General features: G+C 70.8%; 13 protein-coding genes. 2 read left to right on the top strand and 11 right to left on the bottom strand.

Going from position 1 to position 13,604, the window contains the following annotated elements; all coding sequences use genetic code 11:
* Positions 1–205: 205 nt before the first annotated feature.
* The 6 genes from DJ70_RS11595 to DJ70_RS11570 form a co-directional block, all read right to left on the bottom strand.
* A complete protein-coding gene (locus DJ70_RS11595; RefSeq protein ID WP_094533180.1) occupies positions 206–1,198 on the bottom strand; it encodes a ribonucleotide-diphosphate reductase subunit beta in 993 nt (330 codons plus the stop codon).
* 82 nt (positions 1,199–1,280) lie between these two features.
* The gene (locus DJ70_RS11590) at positions 1,281–3,872 is read right to left on the bottom strand and encodes a ribonucleoside-diphosphate reductase subunit alpha (protein ID WP_094533178.1); all 2,592 of its coding nucleotides are present in this window, start codon (positions 3,870–3,872) and stop codon (positions 1,281–1,283) included.
* Positions 3,873–4,178: 306 nt separating this feature from the next.
* Complete coding sequence (locus DJ70_RS11585; protein ID WP_094533176.1) at positions 4,179–4,745, bottom strand: hypothetical protein; 567 nt, start codon at positions 4,743–4,745, stop codon at positions 4,179–4,181.
* A gap of 80 nt (positions 4,746–4,825) precedes the next feature.
* Complete coding sequence (locus tag DJ70_RS11580) at positions 4,826–5,353, bottom strand: hypothetical protein (RefSeq protein WP_094533174.1); 528 nt, start codon at positions 5,351–5,353, stop codon at positions 4,826–4,828.
* Between the two features lie 205 nt (positions 5,354–5,558).
* Complete coding sequence (gene uvrB / locus DJ70_RS11575; protein WP_094533171.1) at positions 5,559–7,613, bottom strand: excinuclease ABC subunit UvrB; 2,055 nt, start codon at positions 7,611–7,613, stop codon at positions 5,559–5,561.
* A 129-nt stretch (positions 7,614–7,742) separates the two neighbouring features.
* Positions 7,743–8,039: a ribbon-helix-helix domain-containing protein gene (locus tag DJ70_RS11570; RefSeq protein WP_094533169.1), complete on the bottom strand. Its 297-nt coding sequence runs from the start codon at positions 8,037–8,039 to the stop codon at positions 7,743–7,745.
* 96 nt (positions 8,040–8,135) lie between these two features.
* On the opposite strand from DJ70_RS11570, the gene hisG reads away from it, so the two are divergent.
* Entirely contained in the window at positions 8,136–9,026 is an 891-nt protein-coding gene (gene hisG, locus DJ70_RS11565; protein ID WP_094533167.1) for an ATP phosphoribosyltransferase, read from the top strand.
* A 56-nt stretch (positions 9,027–9,082) separates the two neighbouring features.
* Here the strand turns inward: hisG and DJ70_RS11560 are convergent, their stop codons facing one another.
* Together DJ70_RS11560 and larB are read right to left on the bottom strand one after the other, a co-directional pair.
* Complete coding sequence (locus DJ70_RS11560) at positions 9,083–9,334, bottom strand: GIY-YIG nuclease family protein (protein WP_094533165.1); 252 nt, start codon at positions 9,332–9,334, stop codon at positions 9,083–9,085.
* Between the two features lie 4 nt (positions 9,335–9,338).
* Positions 9,339–10,139: a nickel pincer cofactor biosynthesis protein LarB gene (larB, locus tag DJ70_RS11555; RefSeq protein WP_094533182.1), complete on the bottom strand. Its 801-nt coding sequence runs from the start codon at positions 10,137–10,139 to the stop codon at positions 9,339–9,341.
* A gap of 182 nt (positions 10,140–10,321) precedes the next feature.
* Here larB and DJ70_RS11550 point away from each other — a divergent pair, with 182 nt between their 5' ends.
* Positions 10,322–10,489 carry a DUF1931 family protein gene (locus DJ70_RS11550; RefSeq protein ID WP_004267503.1) on the top strand — a complete coding sequence of 56 codons (168 nt, stop codon included), beginning with the start codon at positions 10,322–10,324 and terminating at the stop codon, positions 10,487–10,489.
* A 109-nt stretch (positions 10,490–10,598) separates the two neighbouring features.
* On the opposite strand, the gene rpiA is transcribed toward DJ70_RS11550, so the two are convergent.
* The 3 genes from rpiA to DJ70_RS11535 form a co-directional block, all read right to left on the bottom strand.
* A complete protein-coding gene (gene rpiA, locus DJ70_RS11545) occupies positions 10,599–11,345 on the bottom strand; it encodes a ribose-5-phosphate isomerase RpiA (RefSeq protein ID WP_094533163.1) in 747 nt (248 codons plus the stop codon).
* A gap of 66 nt (positions 11,346–11,411) precedes the next feature.
* Complete coding sequence (locus DJ70_RS11540) at positions 11,412–12,539, bottom strand: ORC1-type DNA replication protein (RefSeq protein WP_094533161.1); 1,128 nt, start codon at positions 12,537–12,539, stop codon at positions 11,412–11,414.
* A 142-nt stretch (positions 12,540–12,681) separates the two neighbouring features.
* Positions 12,682–13,604 (bottom strand): THUMP domain-containing protein (locus DJ70_RS11535; protein ID WP_143421008.1); only part of this gene is annotated, 923 nt, incomplete at its 5' end.

Here is a 13,604-nt window from a genome sequence, read left to right as displayed (position 1 = left end):
CCGCCCACGTCGACGTGGGCGGGGACGTCGACGTCGGCGGCGACGTGGACGTCGGAGCCGGGGCGGACCTCGACGACGCGGAGGGACCCGACCGCGAGGCCGACCGCGACATCGAACTGGAGTCGGAGTCGGAGAGCCCCGGTCGGTGAGGCCCCGGATCGGCGAGAGCCTCGATCGGTGAGCCCCCGGCGTCGCTCGCGGGGGCCTACCAGTCGAGCGAGCCGCCGGACTGGTACTCGGTCACCTGTCGCTCGAAGAAGTTTGCCTCGCGGTTGAGATCGACCGCCTCCGACATCCACGGGAACGGGTTCTCGGTCCCGTACGCCTCCGCCATCCCCAGCTGGGTGAGCCGCCGGTCCGCGATGTACTCGACGTACTCGATGAACCCCTCCGCGGACATCCCCAGCAGGTCCGGCGGGCACGCCTCCGCGGCGTAGGTCGACTCGAGCTCGACCGCCTCGCGGATCAGCCCGTCGATCTCCGCCTCGAACTCGTCGGTCCAGACGCCGGGGTTCTCCTCGCGGATCGTGTTGATCAGCTCGACCCCGAAGTTGAGGTGGAGCGACTCGTCGCGCATGATGTACTCGAACTGCTCGCCGACCCCGACCATCTTCCCGCGCCGCTTCAACGCGAGCATCATCGCGAAGCCGGCGTAGAAGAAGATCCCCTCCATGATCACGTAGAAGCCGACGAGATCCCGGAGGAACTCCCGGACGTCGTCGTCGGTCTCGATCGTGAAGTCGGGGCGGTCGATGGCGCGGGTCAGGTCGACGACGAAGTCGTCCTTCGCCTCGATGGCGGGGATGCGGTCGTACATCCCGTAGAGGTACTCGGGATCGAAGCCGAGCGAGTCACAGCAGTAGATGAACGTGTCCGTGTGGACCGCCTCCTCGTACGCCTGTCGGAGCAGGTATTGACGGCACTCCGGCGCGGTGACGTAGTCGTAGACGGCGAGGACGAGGTTGTTCGCGGTCAGCGACTCGGCCGTCGAGAAGAACCCGAGGTTCCACTCCACGAGCCGGCGCTCCGCGTCGGTCAGCTCGTCGCCCTCCCACTGGTGGACGTCGTCCGCCATCGGGATCTCCTCGGGCACCCAGTTGTTGTTGACCCCGTCGCGGTAGTACTCGCGGGCCCAGTCGTAGTCGATCGGCAGGATCTTGTTCGGGTCGTGCTGGCTGTCGGTGTTGATGAGCGGCATGGTGTGGGTCGTGTGGTTCGCGTGGTGTGGTGTGGTGTGGTGTGGTGTGACGTGGTGTCAGCCGTCGTTCGTCTCCTCCGGCTCACTGACAGGCGTCGCAGGTCGGGTCCTCGACGGTCGGCAGCCCGTCGACGCGGTCCGCGTCGCCGTCGGAGTCGGTCCCCGTGTCGCCACCGGGCTCGCCGTCCGGTTCGTCCCCGCCGTCGAATCCCCCGCCGCGCGACTGCGTGTCGTCGTACTCGGCCATGTCCAGCGTCGACTGCTCGATGCTCGACGCGCCGAGCGTGCGCAGGTAGTAGGTCGTCTTCAGCCCCAGCTCCCAGGCGGTCCGGTACACGTCGTCGAGCAGCGAGCCGTCCGTCGACGGGAAGAAGACGTTGTGCGACTGGCTCTGGTCGATCCACGCGCCGCGGCGCGCGGTGAGCCGAAGCTGGTGGCGGGGATCGATCTCGAAGGCCCCGCGGTAGAGGTCCGAGAGCTCGCCGGGGAGGTCGAGGTCGCCGACCGCGCCGTCGTGGTACTTCAGGCGGTCGAGCGCCTCCGACCCCCACTGCCCCTCGGCTTTGAGATCGGCGACGAGCCGCTCGTTGACGACGGTGAAGTCGCCGGACATGTTGGACTTGACGTAGAGGTTCGAGTACAGCGGCTCGATCGACGGGGAGGTGCCCGCGATGGTGGAGATGGTCGCGGTCGGCGCGACCGCGGTGGTGTTGGAGTTTCGCATGCCGTGTTCCGCGATCCGCTCGCGGACCGCGTCCCAGTCGAGCGTCTCCTCGCGGGCGACGGGGATCTCCCGGCCGCGCTCCTCGGCGAGCAGGTCGAGGGTGTCCTGCGGCAGCAGGTCGCGGTCCCACTTCGAGCCCTCGAAGGAGTCGTACACGCCGCGCTCGCCGGCCAGTCGCGCGGAGTTGTCGATCGCGTGGTAGCCCAGCAGCTCCCCGGCCCGCCCCGCGAACGCGAGGGCGCGCTCGGAGTTCATCGGGACGCGCGCGAGCTGGAGCGCCTCGTGGAAGCCCATCATCCCGAGCCCGATGGGCCGGTGGCGGGTGTTGGAGCGCTCGGCCTTCTCCGTCGGGTAGAAGTTGAGGTCGACGACGTTGTCGAGCATCCGCATCGCGGTCTCGGCGGTGTCGGCGAACAGCTCGGCGTCGAGTTCGGCCGCGTCGCCGTCGACGCCGACGGCGACCGGGCCGCCCGCATCCGCGTCGTCGCCGTCCGCCCCGCTTCCGCGGGCCGCGGCCGCGACGTCGTCGGGGGCGGGGTGGGCCTCGGCGTCGCCGCGGAAGGTCATGTGTCGCGCGAGGTTGATCGAGCCGAGGTTGCAGACGGCGGTCTCCTCCTCGCTCGTGTTGAGCGTGATCTCCGTACAGAGGTTCGAGGAGTTGACGACGCCGGCGTGGTCCTGGGGCGACCGGACGTTACACGGGTCCTTGAACGTGATCCACGGGTGGCCGGTCTCGAAGAGCCGCGTCAGGGTCTCCCGCCAGAGCTCGCTCGCGTCGACGGTCTCGTACTGGCGGAGCTCGCCCGCTTCGGCGGCCTCCTCGTACGCCTCGTACCGCTCCTCGAACGCCTCGCCGTAGGTCCCGTGGAGGTCGGGCACCTCGTCGGGCGAGAACAGCGTCCACTCGGCGTCGTTCTCGACCCGCTTCATGAAGAGGTCGGGCACCCACGCCGCGGTGTTCATGTCGTGGGTGCGCCGGCGCTCGTCGCCGGTGTTCCGCCGGAGGTCGATGAAGGCGGGGAAGTCGAGGTGCCACGCCTCGAGGTAGGCGGCCGCGGCCCCGCGGCGCTTCCCCGATCGGTTTATCGCGCCGGTCACGTCGTTGGAGATCTTCAGGAAGGGGACCGTCCCGGTCGACTCGACGCCGGTCGAGGAGACCAGCGCGCCGTCCGCGCGGAGCGGGGTCCAGTCGTTGCCGAGCCCGCCCGACCACTTCGAGAGCTTCGCGTGCTCCTTGTACGCCTCGAAGATCCCCTCGAGGTCGTCGGGGACGGTGGTGAGGTAACACGAGGAGAGCTGCGGGTGGGTCGTCCCGGCGTGGAACAGCGTCGGCGTGGAGTGGACGAACCGCAGCGTCGAGAGGACCTCGTAGAACTCCTCGGCGCGCGCGGCCCGCTCCGATTCTTCCTCCCGGAGCGCGACCCCCATCGCCACCCGCATCCAGAAGACCTGCGGAAGCTCGAACGGCTCCGCGTCAGGCTCCCGAAGGTAGTACCGCTGCTCGAGGGTGTCGATCGCGGTGTACTCGAACAGCTCGTCCCGTGCCGGCTCCAGCGCCCCCGCCAGCCGGTCGAGGTCGTACTCGCCCATCCGCTCGTCGAGGAGGTCCGCCTCGAGGCCGCGGTCGATCGCCTCGCGGAAGGCGTCGCGGTACGCCGCCGCGAGGGCGTCCTCGTCGTCGGGCGGGCGTTCCCCGGTCACCCGACGGAAGTAGTCCTCGCGGGCGACGCGGGCCGCCATCGCGTCGTAGGCGGGATCGCGCTCGATCCGCGCCGTGAGCGCGTCGACGGTCGCCTCGGCGACCTCGTCGGCGTCGGCCCCGTCGTAGAGCGCGCGCTCGATCTCGGCGACCAGCCGGTCGCGTTCGTCGGCGTCCAGTGCGTCCTCGGTGCCCCTCCTGGCTCGGTCGAGCAGGTCGCGAACCGCGGTGTCGTGTGTCGTCGTGCTCATGTGTGCTCGGGGTTCCACGGACCGACGTGCCGGAGAGCGTTGCCACTCTCGGCGAGCTCTCCATCCGGCGCGAACGCGTGGCTACCCGTTGAAACCGGGCGAATCGCTCCGGGCGAACCGCTCCGTGTGAACCGTGTCGAACGTCTCCGGCTGCACCGGCATAAACATTACCAACAGAGTTTCAATAACACAAACGTAGTTGCTTTCCGCACAACTGAGCCCGTGCTGTCGCCGGTCGGTCGCGTCCCGCCCCCGGCGGTCGGCGCCCGGCCGGGAGACCGGGGAGGCGTCGCCCGTCGCCCCGCCTCACGGCCGCCAGCCCTCGGCGTCGAGGACCCACAGGAGTCCGATCGCGCCGCCGCCGCCGAGGAGTCCCGCGGCCAGCGCGAGGGCCGGCGCGGGCGCGAGGCCGATCCCGACGAACAGGAGGACGGCCCCGGCGAGCAGCGCGATCGTGTCCTCGCGGGTCGCGCCGAGGACGACGGGCGCGAGCGAGCCCCCGATGGCCGCCCCGGCGACGACGAACGGCGTCACGCCCGAGACGCGCAGCGCCGGCACCGACACGACGGCCGGCCCGACCTCGACGCCGAGGGCGACGCCGACGACGACACAGAGGAGCGGGGACGCGAGGCTCGCGCGCGCCGACAGCGTCCGACCGCGGACGGCCGCGACCCCGGAGAGGAACGTCACGGCCCCGGCGGCCACGAGCGCGGGCGGCACCATCCCGATCAGCGATCCCGGCTCCGCGAGCGTCGGGATCGCGGTGCCGACGGTGGCGGATCGAAGCGCCAGCGGCTGGACGAGAAGCAGGCCCGCGATCGCGAGTTGGACCGCTCCGCGCACGCGGCGGGAGACGGCGAGGCTGGAGGTCACGTTCGTGCGACGCCGGCGACCTGTATATATTCGCCGAACCGACCGATCCCTCGGCTCCGGCGACCCGAGGAACCGCCGGCTCAGACCGTGACCCCGGCGCGGTCGCCCTCGATCGACACGACGACGCGCTCCGGCGGCCCGCGCTCGTCGGCCAGCCGGACGAGGAGCGTGTGAACCGCGAGGTCGTCCTCGTCGCCCGGCCGATGGCCGATCTCGTCGGCCGCGACCCGCAGCGCGCGCTCGCCGATCCGGCTCACCGAACCGAGTCGGACGTCGAGCCCCGCCGGAGCCAGCCGCTGGGCGATCACGAGCACGGCGCCGCCCCCGTCCTCGACGAACCGGGTCGCGTCGACGAACGACAGCGTCGCCTCCGCGTCCGAACGGACCGTCCGCCTCGCGGCCGCGGCCGACCGGAACGAGAGGGCGTGCGTCAGCAGCTCCGGCGGCAGCGCCCGCACGCTCCGTTCGGGAACCAGCGGGTCGTGGTCCACGTACCGGCTCCTGACCCCGATGTCGCCCGGAGCCGACGCCGCGAGGTCGTGGATCCGGTCCGTACACCCTGCGGTCGCGACGGCGAGTGTGCCGGCCACGACCGCGCGACGGTACATGCTCCCCGGTCGGTCGGTGGCGGGTAAAAACCCCGTCGCCGCGGCTCGCTCGCGTGATAATCGGCGGACCCGACGACGGGACGCTCCGCGAGGGCCGGTTCCGGGTCCGTTCGTGCGGTCGTGCGTTCCAGCCGGGTCGTGCGTCCCGGTCCGATCGTTTCTTCCCGGCCGTCAGCGCTCGTGACGCCGCGAAAGCGACCGCCGCTCACTCGTCGAGCATCGGCGCGGGAACGCCCTCCTCGTCGCCGTCGAGTTCGAACGCCCGCCGGAGCTCCGCGATCCGGTCGCGGATGTCCGCGGCCAGCTCGAACTCCAGATTGCTCGCGGCCTCGTTCATCCGCTCCTCGAGCGCCTCGATCCGCGCCGCGGCTTCGTCCTCGCTCTCCACGTCGCCGACGCTCACGCCGCTCGTGTCCGTCTTCGAGCCCGGCAGGTTGGTCTCGCCGACCGGCTTGTCGATGGTGGTCGCCTCGTGGCCGTGTTCCTCGTTGTACGCCAGTTGGATCTCGCGGCGGCGCTGGGTCTCCTCGATCGCCGCCTCCATCGAGTCGGTCGTCCGGTCGGCGTAGAGGACGACCTCGCCGTTGACGTTGCGGGCGGTCCGTCCCATCGTCTGGACGAGCGTGGTGGTGGAGCGTAAGAACCCCTCCTGGTCGGCGTCGAGGATGGCGACGAGGCTCACCTCGGGGATGTCGAGCCCCTCCCGAAGCAGGTTGATGCCGACGAGCACGTCGATGTTCCCGAGCCGCAGGTCGCGGATGATCTCGTGACGCTCCAGGGTGTCCGTCTCGTCGTGCATGTACGCCACGTCGATCCCCGCCTCCTCGAAGTACTCCGTGAGGTCCTCCGCCATCCGCTTCGTGAGCGTGGTGACGAGCACGCGCTCGTCGCGCTCGATCCGCCCGTCGACCCGGTCGAGGAGGTCCTCGACCTGGCCGGTCGCGTCGGCCACCTCCACCTTCGGGTCGACGAGGTGTGTGGGTCGGACGATCTGTTCGACGACGTTCGCCGACTCCTCGCGCTCGTACTCGCCCGGCGTCGCGGAGACGTACAGCGTCCGGTCGACCTTCTCCTCGAACTCCTCGAACGTCAGCGGACGGTTGTCGTAGGCGGTCGGGAGCCGGAAGCCGTTCTCGACGAGCGAGTCCTTGCGGGACTTGTCGCCCTCGTACTGCCCTTTGATCTGGGGGATCGTCTGGTGTGACTCGTCGATCACGGTGAGGAAGTCGTCGGGGAAGTAGTCGAGCAGGGTGTAGGGGGCGTCGCCGGGGTCGCGGTCGTCCATGTGGACGGAGTAGTTCTCGATGCCCGAACAGTAGCCCGCCTCCCGGAGCATCTCGACGTCGAAGGTGGTGCGCTCCTCGATGCGCTGGGCCGCGACGAGGTCACCCTCCCGCTCGAAGTGGGCCACGCGTTTCTCCATCAGCTCCTCGATCTCGGCGATCGCCCGCTCCAGCTTGTCGTCGGGGATCGAGTAGTGCTCGGCGGGATGGAGCATGACCGCGGGCTCCTCGCTCACGACCTCGCCCTTCATCGGGTCGACCTTCACCATCCGGTCTATCTCCTCGCCCCACAGCTCCACGCGGACCGCGTACCGGCCGTACATCGGGTAGATCTCGACGGTGTCGCCGCGCACCCGGAAGGTGCCCTGCGTGAAGTCCACGTCGTTGCGCTCGTAGTTCAGGTCGACCAGATCCGCGAGCAGCCCCTCGCGACCCACCTCCTCGCCGACCTCCAGCCGGAGGGCCATCTCGCGGTAGTTCTCGGGGTCGCCGAGCCCGTAGATCGCGGAGACCGAGGCGACGACGACCACGTCGTCGCGGGTGAGAAGCGAGCGCGTCGCGGAGTGGCGTAGCCGGTCGATCTCCTCGTTTATCGACATCTCCTTGTCGATGAACGTGTCCGTCTGCTCGACGTACGCCTCCGGCTGGTAGTAGTCGTAGTAGGAGACGAAGTACTCGACGGCGTTGTCGGGGAACAGCTCGCGGAACTCCTCGTACAGCTGGGCCGCGAGCGTCTTGTTGTGGGCGAGAACGAGGGTGGGCTGATCGAGTTCCTCGGCGACCCACGAGACCGTGTTGGTCTTGCCGGAGCCGGTCACGCCGAGCAGCGTCTGTTTCTCCGCGCCCGCCTCGAACCCCTCCACCAGCTTCTCGATCGCCTCGGGCTGGTCGCCCGCGGGCTCGAACGGGGCGTCCACCCGGAGCGGTCTGTCGGCGGTCGGGCGGTCCTCGGAGAGGGGGGAGTCGGCGTCGCTCACGATACGCGTCGTTGGCGGCGGAACCACTTGAGCGGCGCGGCCAGGCGGTCGACGACGCGGTTCCCGCCCGAACCGATCCGTCGGGAACAAGACGGATCACGGACGGGCGCGAACGCCCACGTCCACTCCTCACTCACGGCTCTCGTTCCGGTCCATCATCTCCACGACCTCCTCCCGCGAGACGAGGTCGGATTCGTCGGTCCGGAGTTCGTGTTCGCTGGTCGCGATCTGTCGCCATCCCTTCCGCGAGAAGTCCGGATGTTTTACGGCGTCGCGGACGGCGTATCGCAGAAACTCGCTTCGCGAGTTGAATCCCTGTTCCTTCCACGTCGCGTCGATGTCGTCGAGGAACGGCTTCCCGAGGCGGAGATTGATCTGTACCGTCTCCGGGCCGCCGTCATCAGCCCCCGTGTCGGCGTTAGACATATACGAACGCTTTACGCACGTATACGTATAGCTGTTTTGCGGAGGGCGACCACGACCGGACGAAAACGTTTCCCGCACGCCCCGCGACCCTCCCGTATGCGCATCGCCGTCCCCAACAAGGGCCGCCTACACGAGCCGACGCTCTCGCTGTTGGAGCGCGCCGGGCTCCACGTCGAGGAGACCGCGGACCGACAGCTGTACGCCGAGACGGTCGATCCCGACGTGACCGTCCTCTACGTCCGCGCGGCCGACATCCCCGAGTACGTGCGCGACGGCGCGGCCGACCTCGGCGTCACGGGGTTGGACCAGGCCGCCGAGTCCGGCGGCGTCGTCGACGATCCCGCGGACGCGTCCGACGACGACCTCGTCGACGTGCTCGATCTGGGATACGGCTCCTGCCGGCTCGTCCTCGCCGCGCCCGAGGACGGCGACGTCGAGACGGTCGCGGACCTGACCGGGAGGACGATCGCCACCGAGTTCCCGACCGTCACCCGGAGCTACCTCGAGCGCGTGGGCGTCGACGCCGACGTGGTCACCGTCACCGGCGCGACCGAGCTCACCCCCCACGTCGAAATGGCCGACGCCATCGTCGACATCACCTCCACGGGGACGACCCTGAAGGTGAACCGCCTCGCCGTGATCGACGACGTGCTCGACTCCTCGGTCCGGCTGTTCGCCCGCCCCGACGTCGTCTCCGACCCGAAGGTCGAGCAGGTCGTCACCGCCTTCGAGTCCGTGCTGGCCGCCGACGGCCGGCGCTACCTGATGATGAACGCACCGACGGACCGCCTCGAGGAGGTGAAGGACGTGATCCCCGGACTCGGCGGCCCGACCGTGATGGACGTCGAGGCCGACGCGGAGGGAAACGGCATGGTCGCGGTCCACGCCGTCGTCGAGGAGCGCGACGTGTTCGCGACCATCTCGGAGCTGAAGGCGGTCGGCGCGAGCGGCATCCTCGTCACCGAGATCGAGCGGCTGGTGGAGTAGCGACCGCCGCGTCCCGCGCCGACGTTCGCGTCAGCGTTCCTCGCCGCCCCCGCCGATCAGTTTTCCCCGGCGATCAGTTCCTCCTTCCCGGCACGCGACAGCGACTTGATCGCGTGTTCGCGCGAGAGCGCCGCCGACCGCGAGTCGAACGACTCGACGTGTCGCAGCGTAACCGGGGTGCGACCGCGGGTGTACTTCGCCCCCTCGCCCGCGTCGTGTTCGGCGACCCGCCGCTCCACGTCGGTGGTGTACCCCGTGTAGAGGGTGCCGTCGGCACACTCGATCACGTACACGTGGTGATCGGACACGGGTTCAGGTCCCGCCGTCTATCGCGCGGGCGATGAGCCCCGCCTGCGCGCCGGCGACGAACCCGGCGTCGACGTTCACCGTCGTGAGGGCGGTACACGACTGGAGCGCCCCGGCGAGCGCGGCCGCGCCCTCGCCGCCCTCGCCGTACCCCGTCGACACCGGGATCGCGATCACGGGCGCGTCGACCAGCCCGGCGACCACCGTGGGCAGCGCCCCCTCGCGGCCGGCCGCGACGACGACGACGTCGGCCTCCCGGATCCGCGCCACCTGATCGAGCAGCCGGTCGAGGTTCGCGACGCCGACGTCCTCGATCCGGTCCACGTCCGCGCCGATCTCGCGGGCGACGACCGCCGCCTCGCCCGCCACGGGCGCGTCGGCGGTCCCAGCGGTCACGACCGCGGCGGTCGCGGCCAGCTCCGGCGGCTCGAACCCCGCGGCGTGGACGACGACGGTGCGGGTCACCTCGTCGTGGTCGACGTCGGCCTCCGGCGCGGCGTCCCCGACGGCCTCCCTGACCGCCGCCGCGTGGTCGGGGGTCGCGCGGGTCACGAGCGCCCGGCCCGTCGTCTCCAGCGCCGTCGTCGCGAGCGCCCCGGTCTCGGCGGGCCGTTTCCCCTCCGCCAGCACCGCCTCCGGGATCCCGCGGCGGTCCTCGCGGGCGGCGTCGAACCGGCCCGCGTCCGTCGTCGCGTAGCCGGCGATCCGTGATTCGGCCTCGGCGACGCCGATCTCTCCGGCCGCGAGCGCCTCCAGCGTCTCGCGCGTCCGCGATCCGTCCGCTTCCTCCTCGCTCTCCTCGCGCATGGTCGTCCCCTCGAGACGCAGGGGTTCGTAGCCGTCGATCCGCGGCCGCCCGGCTCCCGGCGCCGCGTCCACAAGACATATATACCCACTCCACGGCGTCCCCGCCGTGAACCGCCCGCACGACGCCCCTCGCGGGCGAATTCAGGAACTCTTATTAACTATCGACGGATACTCTCGGCCGCATGGCAGACCTCATTGTCAAAGCGGCAGTCAAGGAAGCCCTGGACGACAAGAACGTCGCTTCGGACTTCTACGACGCGCTGGACGAAGAAGTGGACGAGCTGCTCGAAGACGCCGCACGCCGCGCCGAGGCCAACGACCGGAAGACGGTCCAGCCTCGCGACCTGTAAGGCGTCCATTCCTGCCGTTTTCTTTCGACTCGCGTCCCGGACAGCGGCCGTGCCGCCGGATCGGGGATCGCGTGTAGTCACGCCTTCCGACGGCCACCCCTTCCGACGGTCACGTCTCCAGTATCCGAACGCCCTCCGCGGTTCCGACGTGGATCTCGTCGGCGAGCCCGACGAACAGTCCGTGTTCGAGCACGCCCGGCGTCGTCGCGAGCGTCGTCGCGAGCGCCTCCGGATCCGGGATCTCGCCGAACTCGCAGTCGAGAAGCAGGTTCCCGTTGTCGGTGACGACGGGGCCGTCCTTCCGCTCGGCTCGCCGAAGGGTCGCCTCGCCGCCGGCCGCCCGCACCGCGTCGGCGACGACGCCGCGGGCGCTCGGGAGGACCTCCACCGGGACCGGCCGGTCGAGTATCTCGGTCTCCTTCGAGGGATCGGCGACGACCACGAACCGGTCCGCGGCCGAATCGACGAGCTTCTCGCGGGCGTGTGCGCCGCCGCCGCCCTTGATCAGGTCGCCGACGACCCGGTCGGTCCCCCTGACTCGGTCGGCGACGCCGTCGCCGAGCGCGACCCGATCCGCGCCGTCGATGGCGACGTCGATCCCCCCCGCGTCCGGGCCCGTGACCTCGTCGAGGTCGCGGAGCGGGATCCCCGCCTCCACGGCGAGTTCGCGGCTCGCGAAGGAGGTCGCCACGCCCCGAACGTCGAGCCCGCCGTCGACGCGTGCGCCGATCGCGCGGATCGCGTGGGCGGCCGTCGACCCGGTTCCGAGCCCGACCACGTCGCCGTCGTCGACGGTCTCCGCGGCCGACTCGCCGGCCCGCCGCTTCATCGCGTCGCTGCCGCCGCTCGTCTTCATGCCCGGCCGTGCGTGCGGGGAGGGTGAAAAGGCGTCGGCCCGCCCCATCGACCGCCGTCGGGTCGCTCACTCCAGCCGGTCCAACACCGCCTCGGCGTCGTACGCGAGCGTGAGCTCGCGCGACCGACCCCGCCCGTCGACGTCGGCGTACTCGGCGTCGATCACCCCCAGCTGGTCGAGTTTGTTGATGATCTCCGAGTAGCGCGTGTAGCCGAGCCCCGTCTCCTCGTGGAACGCCTCGTACACCGCGCCGGCCTGCTCGCCGTCGTTGGCCGCGAGCACGCGGACGAGCGCGCGCTCGGAGTCTGAGAGTCCCCGGAGCGACCGCGAGAGGTGGACGTGCTTCGACTTGTCGTAGGCGGACTCGACGTCCTCGATGGCGATCGTCTTCGAGGCGCGCATCTCGGCGTTGAGCCCCGCGCGGCGCAGGAGGTCGATCCCGACGCGGAGGTCGCCGCTCTCGGCGGTCAGCTCCGCGATCCGGTCGAGCTCGGCGTCGCCGACGACGCCCTCGTGGAAGCCGCGTTTCGCCCGCTCGCCGAGGATGTCGTAGATCTCCGTCGCGTCGTACACCGGGAAGTACACCTCCTCGGGGCGGAACACCGACTGGACCCGGCCGTCGAGGTCGTCGATGACGTCGAGCGAGAGGTCCGAGGAGACGACGATCACGCCGATCTTCGCGCCGGAGTGCGCCTCGTGGGCGCGCAGAAGCGAGTAGAGCGTGTCGGAGGCCTCGTTCTCGTAGAAGAGGTAGTTCACGTCGTCCAACGCGACCACGAGCACCTCGTCCTCCTCGACGAGCCGGTCCGTGATCTGGCCGAACAGCTTCTTGAAGGATATCCCCGAGGAGGGCGGCTCGTACTCGAAGATCCCCTCGAAGAGCCGGGAGAAGACGGCGTAGCGCGTCGAGTCGACCTGGCAGTTCACGCGGACGGTCCGCACCTCGGTGCGCGCGCGCAGCTCCGAGAAGAGCTTCTGTACCGCGGTGGTCTTGCCCGTCCCCGGCGGCCCCCGGACGATCGTGTTGAGCGGGCGGGAGCCGCGGACGGCCGGGCGGAGCGCGTACTTCAGGCTCTCGAGTTGGCTCTCGCGGTGACGGAACGTCTCGGGGACGTGGTCGATCTCGAACACGGACTCGTCGCGGAACACCGACTCGTCCCACGAGAGCATGTCGTCGCCGGCGTCCCCTGGCATGGAGGAACCACTCCCCGCCGGTTACTTAATCGTTGCCCGGCCGCGGCGAAACTGAAAACCCGTCCGCAGGCGGTCGAATCCTACGGTACCCGGACGTTCGGTTTCACTCTCACGTCGATTCGACCTCGAGGCTCGCCCGCGGTCACGTCGCCCGCGACGAGCCCCGTTCGCGCTCCAGGACCAGCACGTGTCTCGTCAGCGACCGGTGAACCCGGCGCTCGAAGGCGGCGACGACCTCCCATCCCGCCTCGCGGGCGGGCCGCCGCCAGTCGCGGTCGGCGACCATCACGGCGCGCGGCGCGACGCGGGCGGCCTCCCCGAGCGCGCCGGCGACGAGGTCCGCGAGCTCGTGCCGGGCGATCTTCGACTGCCTGCCGTAGGGCGCGTCGAAGGCGACGCCGTCGACCGCGTCGTCGACGAGCGGGAGGGCCGTGGCGTCGCCGCGGGCGACGTGCCACCGGGGCCCGTCGCCCGCATCGTTCACCTCCCGATCGTCGCCACCGTCCCCGCCGCCCTCGCCGCCCCTGCCGTCTCCCACGTACGCCCGGAGGTTCTCCCGCGTCCCCCGGACCATCTTCGTCTGGGCGTCGCAGGCGACCGCGTCGGCCCCGACGAGCCCCGCCTCCAGCGGGAGCCCGCCGGTCCCGCACATCGGGTCGAGCAGGGTCCGTCCGGGGGCCGCGCCGGCGAGGTTGACGTAGGCGCGGGCGTCCGCGGGCGCCATGCTCCCCGGCTGGAAGAAGGGTCGGTCGGTCGGGTCCGGCGCGAAGTCGCGGGCGGCCTCCCGCGCGACCCAGCCGAGCGCGCAGACGGAGGCGCTCTCGCCGTCCGCCCCGGCGACCGCGTCGTGGGCCGCGCGTTCGCCCGCCGCGAACAGCGCGCGCAGGACGTGGTCGGGGTCGTCGAGGTCGACCGAAAAGCCCCGGTCGACGAGGACGCTTCCGAGCGCCCGTTCGGCGTCGGCCGTGGAGACGTCGGCCGTGTTCCGGACGTTGCGGGCGCGGACCGCGACGCTTCCCGTCCGGTCGAGCGGCGCGGCCTCGAGGGCGGCGACCGCCGAGGCGA

Source organism: Halorubrum halodurans (genome assembly GCF_002252985.1).
GTDB lineage: Archaea > Halobacteriota > Halobacteria > Halobacteriales > Haloferacaceae > Halorubrum > Halorubrum halodurans.
The sequence above is the reverse complement of the archived record's forward strand: the minus strand, read 5'-3'. Positions and strand labels throughout refer to the sequence as shown.

Excerpts from the sequence above, each read along its gene's own strand:
- DJ70_RS11595 (WP_094533180.1), bottom strand. The coding sequence starts at position 1,198 with ATGCCGCTCATCAACACCGACAGCCAGCACGACCCGAACAAGATCCTG.
- DJ70_RS11590 (WP_094533178.1), bottom strand. The coding sequence starts at position 3,872 with ATGAGCACGACGACACACGACACCGCGGTTCGCGACCTGCTCGACCGA.
- DJ70_RS11580 (WP_094533174.1), bottom strand. The coding sequence starts at position 5,353 with ATGTACCGTCGCGCGGTCGTGGCCGGCACACTCGCCGTCGCGACCGCA.
- DJ70_RS11570 (WP_094533169.1), bottom strand. The coding sequence starts at position 8,039 with ATGTCTAACGCCGACACGGGGGCTGATGACGGCGGCCCGGAGACGGTA.
- hisG (WP_094533167.1), top strand. The coding sequence starts at position 8,136 with ATGCGCATCGCCGTCCCCAACAAGGGCCGCCTACACGAGCCGACGCTC.
- larB (WP_094533182.1), bottom strand. The coding sequence starts at position 10,139 with ATGCGCGAGGAGAGCGAGGAGGAAGCGGACGGATCGCGGACGCGCGAG.
- DJ70_RS11550 (WP_004267503.1), top strand. The coding sequence starts at position 10,322 with ATGGCAGACCTCATTGTCAAAGCGGCAGTCAAGGAAGCCCTGGACGAC.
- rpiA (WP_094533163.1), bottom strand. The coding sequence starts at position 11,345 with ATGAAGACGAGCGGCGGCAGCGACGCGATGAAGCGGCGGGCCGGCGAG.
- DJ70_RS11540 (WP_094533161.1), bottom strand. The coding sequence starts at position 12,539 with ATGCCAGGGGACGCCGGCGACGACATGCTCTCGTGGGACGAGTCGGTG.